Source organism: Streptomyces sp. UG1, assembly GCF_049974585.1.
In the GTDB taxonomy this organism is placed as follows: domain Bacteria; phylum Actinomycetota; class Actinomycetes; order Streptomycetales; family Streptomycetaceae; genus Streptomyces.
On record NZ_JBNGGG010000023.1, the window covers coordinates 1 to 15,533 of the forward strand.

General features: G+C 69.0%; 14 protein-coding genes, 1 tRNA gene and 3 pseudogenes. 5 read left to right on the forward strand and 13 right to left on the reverse strand.

Annotation, left to right across the window (positions count from 1 at the left end; translation table 11 throughout):
* Positions 1–682 precede the first annotated feature (682 nt).
* The 3 genes and pseudogenes from ACP4J3_RS24835 to ACP4J3_RS24845 form a co-directional block, all read left to right on the forward strand.
* Positions 683–883 (forward strand): annotated as a pseudogene (locus ACP4J3_RS24835) (hypothetical protein); the annotation flags it as partial.
* A gap of 402 nt (positions 884–1,285) precedes the next feature.
* A complete protein-coding gene (locus tag ACP4J3_RS24840) occupies positions 1,286–2,755 on the forward strand; it encodes a carboxylesterase/lipase family protein (protein ID WP_426538021.1) in 1,470 nt (489 codons plus the stop codon).
* 225 nt (positions 2,756–2,980) lie between these two features.
* Positions 2,981–3,307: pseudogene (locus ACP4J3_RS24845) on the forward strand (tyrosine-type recombinase/integrase); the annotation flags it as partial.
* 408 nt (positions 3,308–3,715) lie between these two features.
* Here the strand turns inward: ACP4J3_RS24845 and ACP4J3_RS24850 are convergent.
* From ACP4J3_RS24850 to ACP4J3_RS24895, 10 genes and pseudogenes are all read right to left on the reverse strand, one after another.
* The gene (locus ACP4J3_RS24850; protein ID WP_426538023.1) at positions 3,716–4,150 is read right to left on the reverse strand and encodes a hypothetical protein; all 435 of its coding nucleotides are present in this window, start codon (positions 4,148–4,150) and stop codon (positions 3,716–3,718) included.
* A 16-nt stretch (positions 4,151–4,166) separates the two neighbouring features.
* Entirely contained in the window at positions 4,167–4,754 is a 588-nt protein-coding gene (locus ACP4J3_RS24855) for an HTTM domain-containing protein (RefSeq protein ID WP_426538025.1), read from the reverse strand.
* Between the two features lie 8 nt (positions 4,755–4,762).
* The gene (locus ACP4J3_RS24860) at positions 4,763–5,125 is read right to left on the reverse strand and encodes a hypothetical protein (protein ID WP_426538027.1); all 363 of its coding nucleotides are present in this window, start codon (positions 5,123–5,125) and stop codon (positions 4,763–4,765) included.
* Positions 5,125–5,724 carry an SdpA family antimicrobial peptide system protein gene (locus ACP4J3_RS24865; protein ID WP_426538029.1) on the reverse strand — a complete coding sequence of 200 codons (600 nt, stop codon included), beginning with the start codon at positions 5,722–5,724 and terminating at the stop codon, positions 5,125–5,127. Before ACP4J3_RS24865 ends, ACP4J3_RS24860 begins: the two co-directional genes overlap by 1 nt.
* Before the next feature lie 84 nt (positions 5,725–5,808).
* Positions 5,809–6,540, reverse strand: coding sequence for a sporulation delaying protein family toxin (locus ACP4J3_RS24870; protein WP_426538031.1), 732 nt, complete (start codon positions 6,538–6,540; stop codon positions 5,809–5,811).
* A gap of 131 nt (positions 6,541–6,671) precedes the next feature.
* On the reverse strand, positions 6,672–7,586 hold the full coding sequence (locus tag ACP4J3_RS24875) for a DUF1648 domain-containing protein (protein WP_426538290.1): 915 nt from the start codon (positions 7,584–7,586) through the stop codon (positions 6,672–6,674).
* A gap of 68 nt (positions 7,587–7,654) precedes the next feature.
* Positions 7,655–8,002 carry a GntR family transcriptional regulator gene (locus ACP4J3_RS24880; protein WP_426538292.1) on the reverse strand — a complete coding sequence of 116 codons (348 nt, stop codon included), beginning with the start codon at positions 8,000–8,002 and terminating at the stop codon, positions 7,655–7,657.
* A gap of 355 nt (positions 8,003–8,357) precedes the next feature.
* Positions 8,358–8,942 (reverse strand): universal stress protein, encoded by a 585-nt coding sequence (locus tag ACP4J3_RS24885; protein ID WP_426538033.1) that lies wholly within the window; start codon positions 8,940–8,942, stop codon positions 8,358–8,360.
* 25 nt (positions 8,943–8,967) lie between these two features.
* Positions 8,968–9,953 (reverse strand): annotated as a pseudogene (locus ACP4J3_RS24890) (SLC13 family permease); the annotation flags it as partial.
* A gap of 400 nt (positions 9,954–10,353) precedes the next feature.
* Positions 10,354–10,427: transfer RNA gene (locus ACP4J3_RS24895), tRNA-Gly, on the reverse strand.
* Positions 10,428–10,953: 526 nt separating this feature from the next.
* On the opposite strand from ACP4J3_RS24895, the gene dcd reads away from it, so the two are divergent.
* Positions 10,954–11,529 (forward strand): dCTP deaminase, encoded by a 576-nt coding sequence (gene dcd, locus ACP4J3_RS24900; protein WP_426538035.1) that lies wholly within the window; start codon positions 10,954–10,956, stop codon positions 11,527–11,529.
* A complete protein-coding gene (locus ACP4J3_RS24905; RefSeq protein ID WP_426538037.1) occupies positions 11,526–12,023 on the forward strand; it encodes a phosphoribosyltransferase in 498 nt (165 codons plus the stop codon). The genes dcd and ACP4J3_RS24905 overlap by 4 nt, the downstream gene beginning before the upstream one ends.
* 103 nt (positions 12,024–12,126) lie before the next feature.
* On the opposite strand, the gene ACP4J3_RS24910 is transcribed toward ACP4J3_RS24905, so the two are convergent.
* The 3 genes from ACP4J3_RS24910 to ACP4J3_RS24920 all read right to left on the reverse strand — a co-directional run bounded on the left by ACP4J3_RS24910 (position 12,127) and on the right by ACP4J3_RS24920 (position 15,349).
* Positions 12,127–13,056 (reverse strand): YIP1 family protein, encoded by a 930-nt coding sequence (locus ACP4J3_RS24910; RefSeq protein ID WP_426538039.1) that lies wholly within the window; start codon positions 13,054–13,056, stop codon positions 12,127–12,129.
* Positions 13,057–13,300: 244 nt separating this feature from the next.
* A complete protein-coding gene (locus ACP4J3_RS24915) occupies positions 13,301–13,954 on the reverse strand; it encodes a DUF5701 family protein (protein ID WP_426538041.1) in 654 nt (217 codons plus the stop codon).
* Between the two features lie 114 nt (positions 13,955–14,068).
* A complete protein-coding gene (locus tag ACP4J3_RS24920; RefSeq protein WP_426538043.1) occupies positions 14,069–15,349 on the reverse strand; it encodes an FG-GAP repeat domain-containing protein in 1,281 nt (426 codons plus the stop codon).
* Between the last annotated feature and the right edge of the window lie 184 nt (positions 15,350–15,533).

The window sequence follows — 15,533 nt, forward strand, 5'->3', positions numbered from 1 at the left end:
CAAGGGCGACCCCACGCCGGGCTGGCTCGGGCTGCACCCCGGAGCGTGACCATGGGCGGGGCCGCAGGTCCCACCGGTGGGCTACGCGCCCCCCGAGAAGAACAACAGACGAGGCGTGAACTCTTGGGGTCCCTGGCGAGCTCCTCCGGACAGCATGCACAAGCCCCGTTCCCGTTCTCCTCACCGCCCGGCCCGCTGCGCCCTGAGCGCGGTCTCCGCGGTCGCAGCGTTCGGTCTCACCTTGGCCGGCTGCGGCGAGAAGGGCACCGGTGCCAGGGACGAGGGGAAGAGCAAGACGACGACGCGCACTGGTACGAATCCGGCATGCGGCGACTGACCACCGACTGATCACCACGCACAGCAACAAGGCCCAGGTCTCTGACCTGGGCCTTCATCATGGAGCGGGTGACGAGAATCGAACTCGCGCTCTCAGCTTGGGAAGCGACGGCGCTAGGGCAGTCACATGCCTGGTGACCTGCGGGGAATCATCGGGCCGATGTCGTCGCGCCGACCCGATCGCACCCCTGTTGACCGTGGTTGTCCGTCCTTACGGGCACGCTGTGGGCACGGCCTCGAAGAACGGGCGCCTGTATGAACGGGCTGTGTGCTCGGCTCGTTCGTGCCCTCAGCTCGGGAAGCTTTCGCCAGTGCACAGCCCTCCGGTGAAGTGATCACTTGCCTGACTCACTTGAAGGTGAAGCTGCAGTTCCGCAAGAAGGGGACGTTCGCGTACACGACCGTGAAGACGATCACCACCGACAGCTCCGGAAACCTGAAGACCACGGCGAAGGCGTCGACGGCCGACTACTGGCGTTACACCTTCGCCGGCTCGTCCACCACCGCACCCGCCACCGCCTCCGGCGATTACGTCGACGTCCGCTGACGTCGCTGAACGCCGCCGGGTCCCAGCGCCCCGGCTGGGGCCGGCCGGGTGCGCAGCGCCATCCGGCAGACTCCGGCACAACTGGGAAACTGCACTGTGGGCAACAAGGGGGACCGGTCGAGCCTGCGCCATCGACGGTGTCCGCAGGCAGCATCTGTGACCAGCCCCTCTCCCGGTGAGTGGGCAGTTCCGCTTTTCCGACCGCAAGAAGTTGGACTTTCAATATCCTTTCCGTGCTGCCTACTGCACAACTGCAGTACGTCGAGCGATGGAAGGACGAACCCCATGTTCCGAGCCCATCGCACAGCTGCCGTAGCGTGTCTCGCGACCCTACTGGCTGTGCTCACCCCCACCTCTGCCTCTGGCGCCGATCCCGCGCGGACCGCGTTAGACCGGTCCCCGGTGATACAGACCACCGCCGGCCCGCTCCGGGGCCAGGCGACCGCCGAGGGGCGGCAGTTCCTCGGCGTCCCGTACGCCGCCGATCCGGTCGGCGCGCTGCGCTGGCGTCCGCCACAGCCCCACCCGGCCTGGAAGGGCATACGCGACGCCACGGCGTTCGGCCCCCGCTGCCTGCAGGGCACGAATCCGCAACAGGGCACCTACACCGAGAACTGCCTGAACCTGAACGTCTACACTCCGGCGAAGCCGCGGCGGGTGCCCGTGATGGTGTGGATCCATGGCGGCGGGATGATCCAGGGCGGCGGCGAAGACTACGTCGCTGACCGTTTCGCCGCGGACGGCAACGTGATCGTGGTGACCATCAACTACCGTCTCGGAGCCTCCGGTTTCCTCACTCTGCCCGGTGTGCAGGGCAACTACGGCCTGCTCGACCAGCAGGCGGCTCTGCGCTGGGTACGCGCCAACATCGCTCGCTTCGGCGGCGACCCGCACGCGGTCACCATCGCCGGTGAGTCCTCAGGGGGCCGTGCCGTGTGCACCCAGCTGGCCTCGCCCACCGCACGCGGGCTGTTCCGGGCCGCGATCAGTCAGTCCGCCTCCTACCGCGACTGCGCGGCCATCCCCGCCAAGAGTGCCGAGACCACCGGTCGCGCCTACGCCGACGCTCTGGGCTGCACGGACACCGACTCGGCCGCCGTGCTGGACTGCCTGCGCACCAAAACCCCGCAGGAACTTCTCGCCGCACAGTCCGGTCACGGCTGGGGACCCATCGTCGGCGACCGCGTGCTGCCGCGCCAGCCTGCCGAGACCTTCGCGGCCGGTCAGCAGGCCAAGGTGCCGACCCTCTTCGGTACCACCCGCACCGAGGGACGGTACTTCGACTACTTCGACTTCGACGGCAAGGGACAGCCGCTGATGGCGGAGCAGTACCCCCGGACCATGCGCGACTGGTTCGGCGAGGACATCGCAGACGAGGTGCTGGCGCGCTATCCCCTGACCGGGCACCCGACCCCGACGCTTGCACACGCCGCCGCCCGCGGCGACCGGGACTATTCCTGTCCGACCGCCCGGGTCAGCCGGCAACTCGCCAAGGGCGCCCCGGTGTATCAGTACGAGTTCGCGGACGTGACCGGTCCGCCCGCCGAGAATCTCCGCAACCAGAACACCGACTACGACTTCGGGGCCACGCACACCAACGACCTCCAGTACCTCTTCCGGCACAACGGACGCGAGGCGCCGTTCAACGCCGAGGAGCGGCAGCTGTCCCGGCAGATGATCCGGTACTGGTCGTCGTTCGTCGCAGACGGAGTCCCCCGTGCCCCCGGCCTCCCCGACATGGCCGACCAGCGCGTCCGGCCGGGCGAGGTGATGGTCCTGCAGACCGCGTCGGCCGGCGGCCCGCGCCCGGCCGGTGACTTCACCGCCGCCCACCACTGCATGCTGTGGGACAAGGTCGCGGCCACCGGGTAACCGTTGGCGACTCCTGGGGGCGAACGTGACGTCGGCGTTCATGACCTGCTGTGGTTGTGAAGGCCGACGTTGTGTTCGCGGAGGGTGTCGGTGTCCCTGCACGCTGACGACCTCTTGAGGAACAACGCCGCTTGGAGATGGGATCTCAAGTGGTCTTCGTCGACCTCTTCGAGGAGCCGAACCGCCTGGTCCGTATCTCGCTCGGCCTTCATGTCCTCACGGTGCGCTGCCGGCCGGACTGTGATTCTTCCCGCGTTCCTCCGTCGGGAGCTCCGCCGACACCTGGATAGCTACGCCGAGCCGGGGCCCCGACGGGCTGCTGTTCGTCGGCGAGAAAGGCGCTCCCTTCCGGCGGAGCACCTTCGGGCGGAAGTGGCGGAAGGCACGTGAGATCGTCGGCATGCCGGAGGGCTTCCGGTTCCACTCTGACGACGAGCGCCAAGAGGAGGTCGCCGCCGGGTGGACGCGACGGTTCGGAAGGCTCGTGCCGCCGCCCGTGCGGAGAAGGAGCCTGACAAGCCTTGTGGCACGAATCTGGCTCGCGAGCGCTGATCACGACGGACAGCAAGAGGGCCCAGGTCGATGACCTGGGCCTTATTCATGGAGCGGGCCGTACGGCTCTGACCTGCGCAGATATCTGCTCCTCGGGGTGGTCGTTGGGGTCGGATTGCACCGCTGTTGACCGTGGTTTTCCGTCCTTACGGGCACGCGGAGGGCACGGCACCTTGGAAGGGGAGAGACCGGTGCTGCCGACAGCGCACATACCCATGGGCTGCCTCGTACGGAGACGTTCTCGTCTTTGGTTGCCGAGGACGCGTGCTCGACGGACATGGCCAGGGCGACGACCTGGACGTCTGCATCTCGTCCGTCAGCCTCTGGCGCGGCGTCCTGGCCGAGGGCCGCACGCGCCGCGGGGGCGGCTACTCCGCAGTCCAGGCTGCCGACCCTGGGCGGTGTCGGTCAGCTGTTACGAGGGGTGGGTTTCTGAACGGGCCAGGAGGTGATGCTTCTGCGGTCTCCGCAGTCCTCCCGGGTCTCGCCCTTGCAGATGAAGACGGAGCCGGTGGTGGTCGGCCTGGTCGTCGTGCGGAAGTCGATCGGGGCCGAGCCGGGGCCGCACTGGGTGGCCTGCTTGATGGTGGGGCCGGGCACGAAGTCATGGGTGAACTGGAACCACACCGAGTAGCAGTCGTTCCCAGTGTTCGTCAGTTCGCCTCGGACAACGAGCGTGGAGTTCAGAGGACCCTTCTGGATCGTGCGGGTTCCCTGAGCGGTGGCGGTTCCGTGCGCGACGTTCCACTGCACGTCTGCGGCGGACGAGGGCGTGCCGGAGAGCAGGACAGCGCTGGTGGAGGCCAGAGCTACGGCGGCGGTCTTGAGCATGTGTGACGGCATGGTGCTGTTCCTTGCGTCAGGCGTGGGCGTGTTCCTTGACGGGTTCGTCGATGGGCCCGTCGTGTACCGGCTCTGGCCCCGGAGTCCGTCGTGACAACGCGCGGAGGATGCGTCCGAGGTCGGGGTCGTGGCCGAGGGGTGCCAGGAGGAGGAGCAGGCCGGCCCACATGGCGAAGGCGAAGCTCCACAGGCCCATGACGACGGCGATGGACAAGTGCAGAAGGACCCCGGCAGGCAGCAGGATCCAGCGGACCTTTTGCGGCATCAGGAGTGCGGCAGCGAGGGCGATCTCGATGACGAGAGGACCCCAGGTCATCGCGGCCACGCCAACTGGGTTGTGGACGATGGCGTTGACCATCGGCCGCAGCCAGCCGGGGGAGCCGAAGTCGTAGTTGTTGACCCAGTAGTACAGGGCGGTTCCGTCGGCCCACTCGGCGTGGGGGAGTTTGGCCACGCAGGACTGGAAGTACAGGACGGCCATCTGGATCCGCGCTACGACGATTGCGCTGATGCCGAGGAGGGCGAGCAGGTCGCGCCCTTCGGACTGGGGGAGTTCAGGCGGGCTGGGCTGCCAGTGCCAGCGGCGTGAGTCTCCCAGGGCCACGATGGCGATCAGGAGGTGAGTACCCAGGTGATCTGATCGCCGCCGTCGGGGATGGAGATGCCGGTGAAGACGCTGAAGGCCACGTAGGCGTGCGGGATGGCGGTGAAGCGGGGCCGCCAACCACTGGCCGCGATGACGAGGACGAGACAGCACAGCCAGCGCATGGTGTCGTAGTGGTCGGGTTCCACTAGGCAGAAGGCGCCGCCGGCCGTGACACCGCGGCACAGCGGGTACTGGCCGACGGTGGCCACCTCCCGGAAGAGGGTGGCCGCGTCGCTGAACGCCAGCGTGCCGAGTGTGCCGAGGGCCAGCAGCGTACGGGCCAGACCGTAGCCGGTGGTCCACGGTATGGGGATGGTGCGCCGACGCATCAGCACGTCACCTCCAGCACCATGACGCGTTCCGGGCTGTGGGCCTCGGGCATCAGGTCACGCCATGCCCACGGGGTGGGGCGTTCCTGCAAGAGGCCGACGGTTCCGCAGAGGGTGGGGTCCGGTGAGCGGTTCTCGACGTGCCGCGCGGGCGTGCCGAAACTCTTCAGGCAGTGCTGTCTGTCGTCGGAGCACTCGCGCCAGTCGTCCTTCTTCGCGGCGGAAAGCAGCACCGCGATCTCGACGCCCTGAGCGCGCGATTCGCGATTGAGGCCGAAGGCGTTCCGTGGTGAGGCATGGGGAGTCAGTGCAAGCGGTCTCCAGTCCCCTGGTGCCTTTTTGAAGGGAACGATTTCAGGGTCCCGAGGTGACTTGGTGAAGAATGCCCAACCCTGCGGAGCCAGATTTACGACCGTATACTTCACCTTCTCCTGGGCGGGCAGTGAGATGACGTTCTTCGGTAGCTGTTCCTGGGCCACGTATGCAATCACGATGATCCATGCAGTGCAAACAGTGGCCACCGCTTTCAGCGAAACGGAGACCGAGCCGTCACAGCTTTGCGTAAAAGCCTCGCAGAAGCGACGGAATTTTATTTTCATGGTGGTGAGTTCCTGCCCCCGTGAGGCGCTGAAAGGCCCGGCCGCGAGGGCGGGGAGTCTGCAGCCTCCCCGCCCCGTTCGGTACTAGGCGGCCTTGAGTGCCTCCGTGACCTGCGCGACGGCCTCGTCCTTCGACAGCGGCGTCTCGTCACCGCTGGTCGGCTTCGCGCTCCAGAACCAGTTCTTGCCCTTGACGAAGTTGGCGCCCACCGCGACGGTCACCGTGACGACGGCGCCGGCCGCGGTAACCACGGTTGCGATGTGGACGACTGCGGCACCAACGGCCACGGTGACGCCGCAGCGCTGCCCGTTCTCCCTGGGAGCGGCCGACTTGTCCGTCTTGGCCACTGCGAGGAGCATCTCCTGAGCGCTGCTGACAGCCTTCTCCACCTGGCGCGGGTCGCCGCTGCGCGTCTTGCGGCTGAGGTCGGCGAAGAAGCCGGGCGACTTCTTGTTGATCAGTTCGATCACCGCATTGGACGCGCGGACCTCGTCCGGGGAGTCGTTGCCGATGTGCTGGCGTGCCGCCGAGAAGAGCTCCAGCTCGGCCAGGTTCTCGCCGACCTTGCCCTGCCCGAAGAACAGCCCGCGGAAGACGTTCTCGCCGTCGGACTTGGCCGAGGCGGCAGTCGCGACGGCTGCCGGCTTGGCGGACGTGCTGGTGGTGTCCGCGATCGCCGTCGGTGCTGCAGCCACACAGAGAGCCGCCGCGGTAACGCCGGCTACAGCCAATATCCCGCGCTGCTTGATATTCAATTCGTTCCCCTCGATGCGGTCACCACGCTTCCCCCGGAGCGTTATGCCGTCGAAGATCATCAGACACGGAAAAGAGGAAGTCGAACAAAAGTGGCCGACGTCACACGAGGGGAATGCGAGCGGTGGTCTAATCGCTTTCTGTCGGGGTCGGCCCGGCCCGCGCCGGGGGAAACGTGGGCCAGGCCGACTTCTCACCTTGGGGACTTTGCGCCCAAGGAGTTCAGGAGTGCGGCGCCCCGTTCGGCGTCGTCCACGCTTACGGCGAAGTCCTTGCCCTTTGCGCGGACGACAAGACACTCGCCACGGCGAAGCATCACGGTGGTCCCCAGCCCGCTCAGCCGGTACCCCCATCCCCCCACCTGCGCCGGTGTGCGGTGGTCGACGCGGGCCGATTCGATGTCCTGGACGGCCCAGCGTCGTGCCGGCCAGCCCAGCGGACCGAAGGACACTTTCAGCCCCTCCTCGCTGACCCGCGCCTGTACCGAGGCGCAGCCGAGGACCAGAACCGAGGCGAGCGCGAACGGTGCCATGAGGATCAGCGCCGGAAGCGGATCTGTCAGGCCCCCCACGGCGGCCACGGCGGCGGTCAGGGCCACCAGCCCCGTGCCGGCGGATGTCATCTGAAGCCACGGGTTGGACGTGCGGGAGAACCACGCCAGTCGCTGGCCTTCAGGGATGTCCATGCTCGGACCGTCCGCCGCCTGGCCCTGCGTCGCAGGCTCCTGACGGGTGGCGAGCCAGGCGAGCGCGCCTGCCGTGGCCGCCACCACGGCGGTCGCCACGACCAGACTCGTCACCGAACCCGCCTCGCGCCAGTCGGACCGGTCCAGATTCGCCCGCACGACCGAAGCCTGCCCGCCGACCAGGAAGATCCCCCCGGTCGTCAGCGTGACACCCGTCCATCCGCGGATCGCCCCGCCGGAGTCCGGACCTGCGCGCCGCGATCCGAGCGTCACCCCCACAGTCAGCACTGTCCAGATCAGAGCCGGGAAGGCTGCCGCCGCCCACAGCGGCATGGAACTGTCGGGTTCCCCCGCTCCGCTCCAGTGCGTGGCCAGCCTCTCCGGCAACCGTCCGCTCGCAGCCAGAGGCATCCCCACCAGCATCAGCAGGATCCCGGTGCACCACCCGACAAGGCCCCACTTAGTTCCGCCACCGCGGGCCGAGTGCTTGTTCACGGAATCCCCCTGATCATCTCGATGACGTCGTTCTTGCTGTAGCCGAGGCGCGCCGCTTCGGCCACCAGATCGCCCACGCGATCCAGCAGTACGGAGCGCTGGTCCGCCCCGTCGGCCACCGTCACACCCCGGCCGCGCCGGAACTCCAGCACACCCTCGTCGCGCAGCGTCCGCAGGCCGCGCAGCACGGTGTTGACGTTGACGCCCAACGCCTGGGAAAGGTCGCGCGCCGGGGGCAATCGATCCCCCGGACCGCACTCTCCGTCGGTGATGGCGCGCCGGATCGCGCCTGCCACCTGCTCGTGCAGGGGGCGATTCTCTGCGACATCCAGTCTCAGCAACATGGTGCTACTGACGATAGCACCATTCGTTTTATGTGTGGCAGGGGCGGCAGGCATCGCCCAGATCGACCAGTTCATCTCCCCGTATGCCAACGGTCTTGGCCTCAAGAGGCGGGCGTTGTGGCACCTCTTCGGCCTACCTGCCGGGGTTCCGTCGCTGCCTGCGTCCTAGCAGCGGCGTCCGACAAGCGCTGATGGATGTCGTGGGCGGATGTCACACAGGGAAGTGCCGGTGCCGGACAGCAACAGTCCCACGATCCGCGCCCGTTGCCCGCACGGCGAGGCTGGCCATTACAGCGCGCACGCGCAGCGCCTGCGTATGCCCCTGACGGCATCAGCGTCAAGAACGTGCGAGGTCTCAGGACTTGGCCATGGTGCTTCCAGTTCGGCCCACACGATCTTTGGCGGGGTCGGTCTGGAGACCGTCGAGCTGCAGATCACAGGCGATGCCCGGGTGGTGGAGGCGGGGGATGATCCGGCCCGTGCGGGTGCGGGGAGCGTTCCTGGGCCAGACCAGCAGCACCGGGCAAGGGGCGTGGTCGACGACGAAGCGGGTGGCGTGGCCGAGGCTGTGCGGGCCGAGCCGGGTGGGGCCGCCGTCGCGGGCGCAGATCAGCAGGTTCGCGTCTGTGGCGGCTTCGACCACCGTGCGCTCGGTGGGGCCGTGGGCCAGGAGCCGCCGGGACGGGCGGCCCAGGCGTTCTTCGGCGGCGGCGAGCAGGTCCTGGACCGCGGACTCGGCGAGTTGCTCCATCCGGCGGCCGGGGTCGCGTTCCGGGTGGCCGCGGCCGAGGAGGCCGGCGAACGCGCCGTGTGCCGTCTCGGCGACCGTGTCGTCGTGGACGTACAGCAGCACGAGGTCCTCCTCCGGTGCGGCGCGGTCGATCGCGGCGTCGACGCAGGCGGGCCAGGTGCCCTCGGTGATCCAGACGATGACGCTCATGAGCGGCTCCGGAGGCAGCGGAAGGTCAGGTCCCGATGGTGTGCAGCATTCCCCACAGGGCCACGGTGGAGGCAAGGAGCGTAGTCGGTACGGTGACCAGGCCGAGGCGGGTGAAGTGGCCGAGCTCCGCCCGAGTGTCGTGGGCGTGCAGGATCCACCGCCACAGCAGGGTGGCCAGTGAGCCGACGTAAGTGAGGTTGGGGCCGAGGTTCACGCCGATCAGTGCCGCGAGGACGGGACCCGGGCCGCTCGGGGCCACGAGCGGCAGCGGGGCCAGAACCGCGAGGCAGGTTGTTGATCACGTTGGCGAGCGCCGCGGCCACCACCGCGACCGCGAGCAGAGTGGGCAGCGAGTCCCCGGCCGGCAGCAGATGCCCGAGGCCAGCGTCCAGGTCGTTGTCGACGACTGCCTTGACCACGACGCCCAGGGCCAGGACGAACAGGCAGAACAGCGGAGCCGCCGCGCCGACCAGCGCCCTGACGGTCGTACGGCGCTGCCCGAGCGCCCTGAGGCCGAGCACGACGACCCCGCCGAATGCCGCCCAGGAGGGATCCAGCCCGGCGAAGGACGTCACGACGAATCCGCCGAGTGTCAGAGCCAGCACGACGAGCGTGAAGACGGGTACCGCCCGGCCCCTCTCGGACCTGCTCGGTGCCGTGCCGGCAGCCAGATCGGCACGGAAGTGGCGGAGGAAGACGGCGTACTCGACGGCGATCGCGGCCAGCCAGGGCAACGTCATCAGCCTCCGAACCGAGTGAAGGTCAGACCGCTCGCGGTGAACGCCAACAGGTTCGTCAGGTTCGACACCGGCAGCAGCAGGGAGGCGGAGTTGGCCAGGTGGGCGGTGGCGTAGACGTGCGGCGGCGGCCGGGAGCCGGCCCGTGCTGCGGTGGCGAAGACGACCGGGGTCAGCAGGACGACCGTCGCGTCCAGGCTGAGCACCGCCGTGATCACGGAGGCGACCACGAACCCCCTCCCAGCAACCGATGGGAGCTGCCACCGCACCAACGTAAGTTCCGCATTCAACGGTTGAATGCACCGCAACCTGCGACTTTGTCCTTCGCTGGTCGCTCCGGTGCCGGAGTGTTGCCTGCGCGCGCCGCCCAGGGAGGCTCGCCTTTGCCGGCGGATGAGTGCGACCGAAACGGGTGCGCTGGATGGCGCTTGCCTGGGCTAGCGAACTGGCGCTTTGCGTATGTGACTTCACCCGCGAACGCCTGGGAGGTGACGCGGGTCACAAGAAGTGCGTCTCGCTATTCGAGGCGTTCGGCTGATGCCTCGTCAGGGAGTGGCCTCCGGAGCCCCTCTCGTGGGCGCATTCGCGCAACTTAGAGGACGCAGAGGGTACGTAGCCCTCAAATTGGACTAGACAACTAACAAACCCCAGGTCAATGACCTGGGGTTTCATCATGGAGCGGGTGACGAGAATCGAACTCGCGCTCTCAGCTTGGGAAGCTGATGTTCTACCATTAAACTACACCCGCGTAAGATCGCCGCCCCAAGATCCGGAGGCGGTGTCCGATCACTTCGTCACTGTACCTCATGACTGGCCTCCGGCGCTGACGCCGTGGGGCCTGAGTGCGTTTCAGGGGTGGGATCCGGGTGCAGTGGGCCTGAGTTGGGGCGTACGGTGGAGGGGTGGGAGAGGGTCCGGGCGGGGTCGGAGTGCCGTCTGGAGGGCCGTCCCTTTGATCCCGTAATGTGGCCTCTCGTCGTCAGGCAGGCAGCAGCCAGACGCGGCTCTTGGGGAAGGGACTTAAAGGACTTGATGGAGCGCACCGTCGTCCGTTGTGCCGATGGGCACGTGTTCAGCACCGCTTCGTTCCCGATGCAGCAGGCCGAGCGCCTCGGACCGGGCCGGCTCGTCCGGTGTCCTCGGTGTGCGCGGCTCCGCAGTGTGGTGCCGGTGCAGATGGAGAAGCGGTAGCAGCAGCAGTCACCGCAGGTGTGCGCCGGGCGCGCGGACGTCGCGATTGTCGTCGTTCCGCGCGCCTTGCGTATCCTCGGGGCGTGCTTCTCTCAGACAAGGACATCCGGGCCGAGATCGACGCCGGGCGGGTACGGATCGATCCCTACGACCAGACCATGGTGCAGCCGTCCAGCGTCGACGTGCGGCTGGACCGGTATTTCCGGGTGTTCGAGAACCACCGGTACCCGCACATCGACCCCTCCATCGAGCAGGCCGATCTCACGCGGCTCGTCGAGCCCGAGGGCGACGAGCCGTTCATTCTGCATCCCGGGGAGTTCGTGCTCGCCTCGACGTACGAGGTCATCACCCTCCCCGATGATCTCGCCTCCCGGCTCGAGGGGAAATCCTCGCTCGGGCGGCTCGGGCTCGTCACCCACTCCACCGCCGGGTTCATCGACCCGGGGTTCAGCGGGCACGTCACGCTCGAGCTGTCCAACCTCGCCACCCTCCCCATCAAGCTCTGGCCCGGCATGAAGATCGGCCAGCTCTGCATGTTCCGGCTCACCTCGCCCGCCGAGTTCCCGTACGGGAGCGAGCGGTACGGATCCCGGTACCAGGGGCAGCGCGGGCCCACCGCCTCCCGGTCCTTCAAGAACTTCCACCGGACTCAGGTGTGAGGGAGGTGCGGGAGAACCTCAGCTACGAGCGGTTCGGCACCGCCGTCCGTGAGCTCGCGCAGACCATCGCCGACGACGGGTTCGAGCCGGACATCGTGCTCAGCATCGCCCGGGGCGGGGTCTTCGTCGCCGGCGGGCTCGCCTACGCCCTCGACTGCAAGAACCTCCACCTGGTGAACGTCGAGTTCTATACGGGGGTGGGGACGACCCTCGAGATGCCCGTCATGCTCGCGCCCGTCCCCAACGCCATCGACTTCACCGACAAGAAGGTGCTGATCGCCGACGACGTCGCCGACACCGGCAAGACCCTGAAGCTCGTCCACGACTTCTGCGTCGAGCATGTCGCCGAGGTGCGGTCCGCCGTGATCTATGAGAAGTCCCACTCCCTCGTGAAGTGCGAGTACGTGTGGAAGCGCACCGACGAGTGGATCAACTTCCCGTGGAGCGTCGAACCGCCCGTCGTCCAGCGGGCCGGGCAGGTGCTCGACGCCTGACAGGTGTGCAGCACCCAGCACCCAGCACCCAGCACCTGAGAAGGGCCCCGCGCGCGTGCGCCGGGGCCCTTCCACATACACGCCGGGTCACCTGTCGGTGGACCTAGAACGTGCCCAGCTTCACGATCGACAGCAGCGCGACCAACTGGATCGCGCTCGCGCCCAGGGCCTTCGGCCAGGGCAGGTCGTGGGACTTGGTGACCATCAGGGTGAGCAGGGCGCCGGCCGCCACCCAGGTCGCCCAGCCGAGGGCCTGGACGAAGGTCGCGTCGCCGCCGGCGAACATGGCGAAGACCAGGCGGGGGGCGTCCGTCAGGGACATGATCAGCATGGAGAGGCCGACCGTGGGCTGCCAGGCGCCGTCGCCGCCGAGCTGGCGGGCCAGGGTGTGGGTCACCACGCCCAGGACGAAGGACGACAGGACCATCGCCACCGCCGTCGTCAGGACGATCGGGACCGCGTTCGAGAGGGTCGCGTTGATCGCGTCCTGGCGTGCGGTGTCGAAGCCGAAGACGGCCAGCAGGCCGTAGAGGAACGTCACGATCAGGGCGGTGCCCCACATCGAGTAGTCCCGCATCTGGAGGAAGGTCTGCGTGGGGGAGAGGACGATGCCGCGCAGCAGGGCCTTCCAGTGCAGGCGGGGGCCGATCGGGGCCGCCGGGGCCGCGCCCGCCTGGTAGGTCTCGCCCTGGCTGTAGGGGTCGTCGCCGACCGAGAACGCCTGGGTGTGGCCCGGGTTGTTCGCCGCGTACGGGTCCGGGGCGCCGCCGCCCGGGCCGTGCGGGTAGCCGGCGTCGCCGAAGTACTCCGGCTCGCCGTGCCCGCCCTGCCCGCCGGGGCCGTAACCGCCGTAGCCGCCACCGCCGTTCGCCTGCGGCCAGCCGCTCCCGCCGCCCGAGCCGGCGTGCGGCTGCTGCGGGGGGTAGCCGTACGACGGTCCCTGGGGCGCCTGCTGCCCGTACGGAGGTTGTTGGGGGCGCGTTTGCGGGGTGCCGTTGTTCCGGCTGCCCCGTCCGATCCTGAATCCAGCCACGTCTTCGAACGTACCTGGTCCCGGAGAATCGCGTGCCGGGCCCTGCGGTCAGGGCCCGGCTTTGCGGCCGAGCTGTGACATCCCCTAAGGGAAGCCAGGGGAGGGGGAGGGGAGGTTTCAGGGGCCACTCAGGGAAAGCTCGGGCAACCATCAGGCAACCGCAGACGACCAGCAGGGGGCTGCCACCGGGACACCGCCCCAGGACCGCTCAGGAATGCCGTACGGCTCCTCCCCTCCCCTTCTCCTACCTGCGGCCGGTCGTGGAGGCGAAGCCCAGCCACGTGTGGCGGTTGCCCCACCAGCACCAGCCGACCTTCGGGGCGTCGCGCCGCTCGCGGCCGTCGCGTCCCGTGCCGTTGCTGATCCAGATCGCCGGGGTACGGGCGTCCAGGGCGCCGTTGGCCTTGCGCAGCCGGGAGCCGATCGTCATGAAGCAGCGGTTGCGCTCCAGGGCCGCCGGTTGCTGGAGCACCCAGTGGATGCCCTCGGTGAGCAGCAGCGGGGTGCGGGTCTGCTCGGTGAGCGCGGGGAGCGCCTCCTCCGGGCTCCAGTTGGCCATCTGGTCGCCTCGGTCGATGCCGGTGACGACGTAGAGGGGAGCGTCGGGCAGCTCGATGCCGTCGGGGGCGAAGTCGTCGACGTCGGGCATGTCCACGACGGCGAAGCCGGGCTTGTCGGCGCGCCGGAGCAGTGGGGCGAGGGCGGAGGCGGGGGCGCGGTCCGGGTGGACGGCGAGCAGGGTGCCGCCGTCGCCGCGCTCGGCCTTCTCGGCGAAGGCGCGCAGCTCGTCGGCCGGTATCGCCGCGAGGTCGGGTACGCCTAGCGCGATCAGATGCTCCGCCTGGGTGGTGAGCGGCGGGAGAGGGGGCAGGTCGGCGGGCGGCGACGTCTCGGGCAAGGCGCTCCTCGGTTCGGTGGGCGGCGTGAGGTCGACAGATCAACGAGGTGTCCGGAAGTTCAACGGGGTGTCCGGACGGAACGTTCCCGGCTGACGCCGAACGCGCGGCGCCGGCTACCGCGCCAGGAACTCCGCGCTGGAGAAGGTCACCGACGGCTTCGCCGTCACCAGGCCCTTCTTCGTGCCCGGGTACACCGCCACCGTGTCCTTCGTTTCGCCGGCGTATGTGCGCACGACCAGGTCGGCCCGGCGGTCGCCCTCGAAGTCGCCGGTGGACACGACGCGGGTGGTGCCCGGTGCGGGGGGCTCGACGGTCACCATGCCCGTCGTGGCGAGTCCTGTCGTACGGCCGTGGAAGATGCGCAACCGCGAGCCGCTGGAGAGGAGTTCGCTCAGGCCGTCGCCGTCGAAGTCGGCGGCGTCGAGGATCGATCCGGGGGAGGGGAGGGTGCCGCGTGCGGCGGGGGTCGGGAGGTCGTAGCGCAGGGACGTTCCGTCCATCGTGCCGATCGCCGCGTCCAGGGCCGCCTTGCCCCTGCCGAAGGTGCCGAGGGCCACGTCGATGCCGGCGGGCAGGGCGGCTCCGGTGCGGGTGGGGCCGGTCGGGCCGCCGAGGACGAGTGCGGAGGGGCCCTGGCCCGCTGCCGTACGGACCACCAGGTCGTCGTAGCCGTCGTCGTCGACGTCGGCCGCGGGGCCCGTGGGGACGTTGCCGGGCGCCTGGATGGGGGCGGCCGCCGCGCGTGGGGTGCCCTTGCGGGTGAACGGGCCTCGCAGGAAGCTCAGTTGGCCGCCCGACGCGTGCACCACCAGGTCCTGCGCGTCGTCGCCGTCGAAGTCCCCGCACACCGGCTGGTCGGGCCAGTCGTTGCCGACGCGGGCGCGCGGTGGGATGACCAGCTTGACCGCCTTGCCGGTGAGGCCCTTGGGGGAGCCGAAGAGGAGCTGGAGCGGCACCGGGGGCTGTCCTTGGCCGTCGTAGGGCGGGTCGGTGGAGACGACCAGGTCCGTGAAGCCGTCGCCGTCCAGGTCGCAGGTCGCCTCCGCGTCGAAGACGGCCGGGAGTTGGCCTCCGGTCGGGGCGGCCTGCCGCTCGGGGCGGAGCAACTGCCGTGCGCCCGGGGTGAGTCCGCGCTCGCTGCCGTAGACGATGCCGATGCCGGCGTCGTCCGCGTGGGCCTGTGCCTTGACCAGGTCGTTGAGGACGAGGTCGCGGTGTCCGTCGCCGTTGAAGTCGTCCGGCACCTCGCTGCCCTCGCCCTGCGGGACAGGGAGCAGTGCGGGGGCGTCGGCCACCTGGACGGGGGTGTGCCGGGCGGACTCGGAGCCGTCGTGCGAGGTGCTGCCGCAGGCCGTGAGGGCCAGGGTGCCGAGGGTGGCAAGGGTGCAGGCCATAGCCGCCGCACACATCCCGCTTCTTCGCACGCGCACCGCTCACCTCGTGAGTGTCAGGGGCAACAACTGGGTAATCATGCATGCGTTCGAGGTGGGGCGACAGTCCTGTGGCGGGACAGGGTGCACGGCATCCAGGGCCTCTACCGGGTGCTGATGCCGGACAAGCCGGCGGCGTACGAGCGGT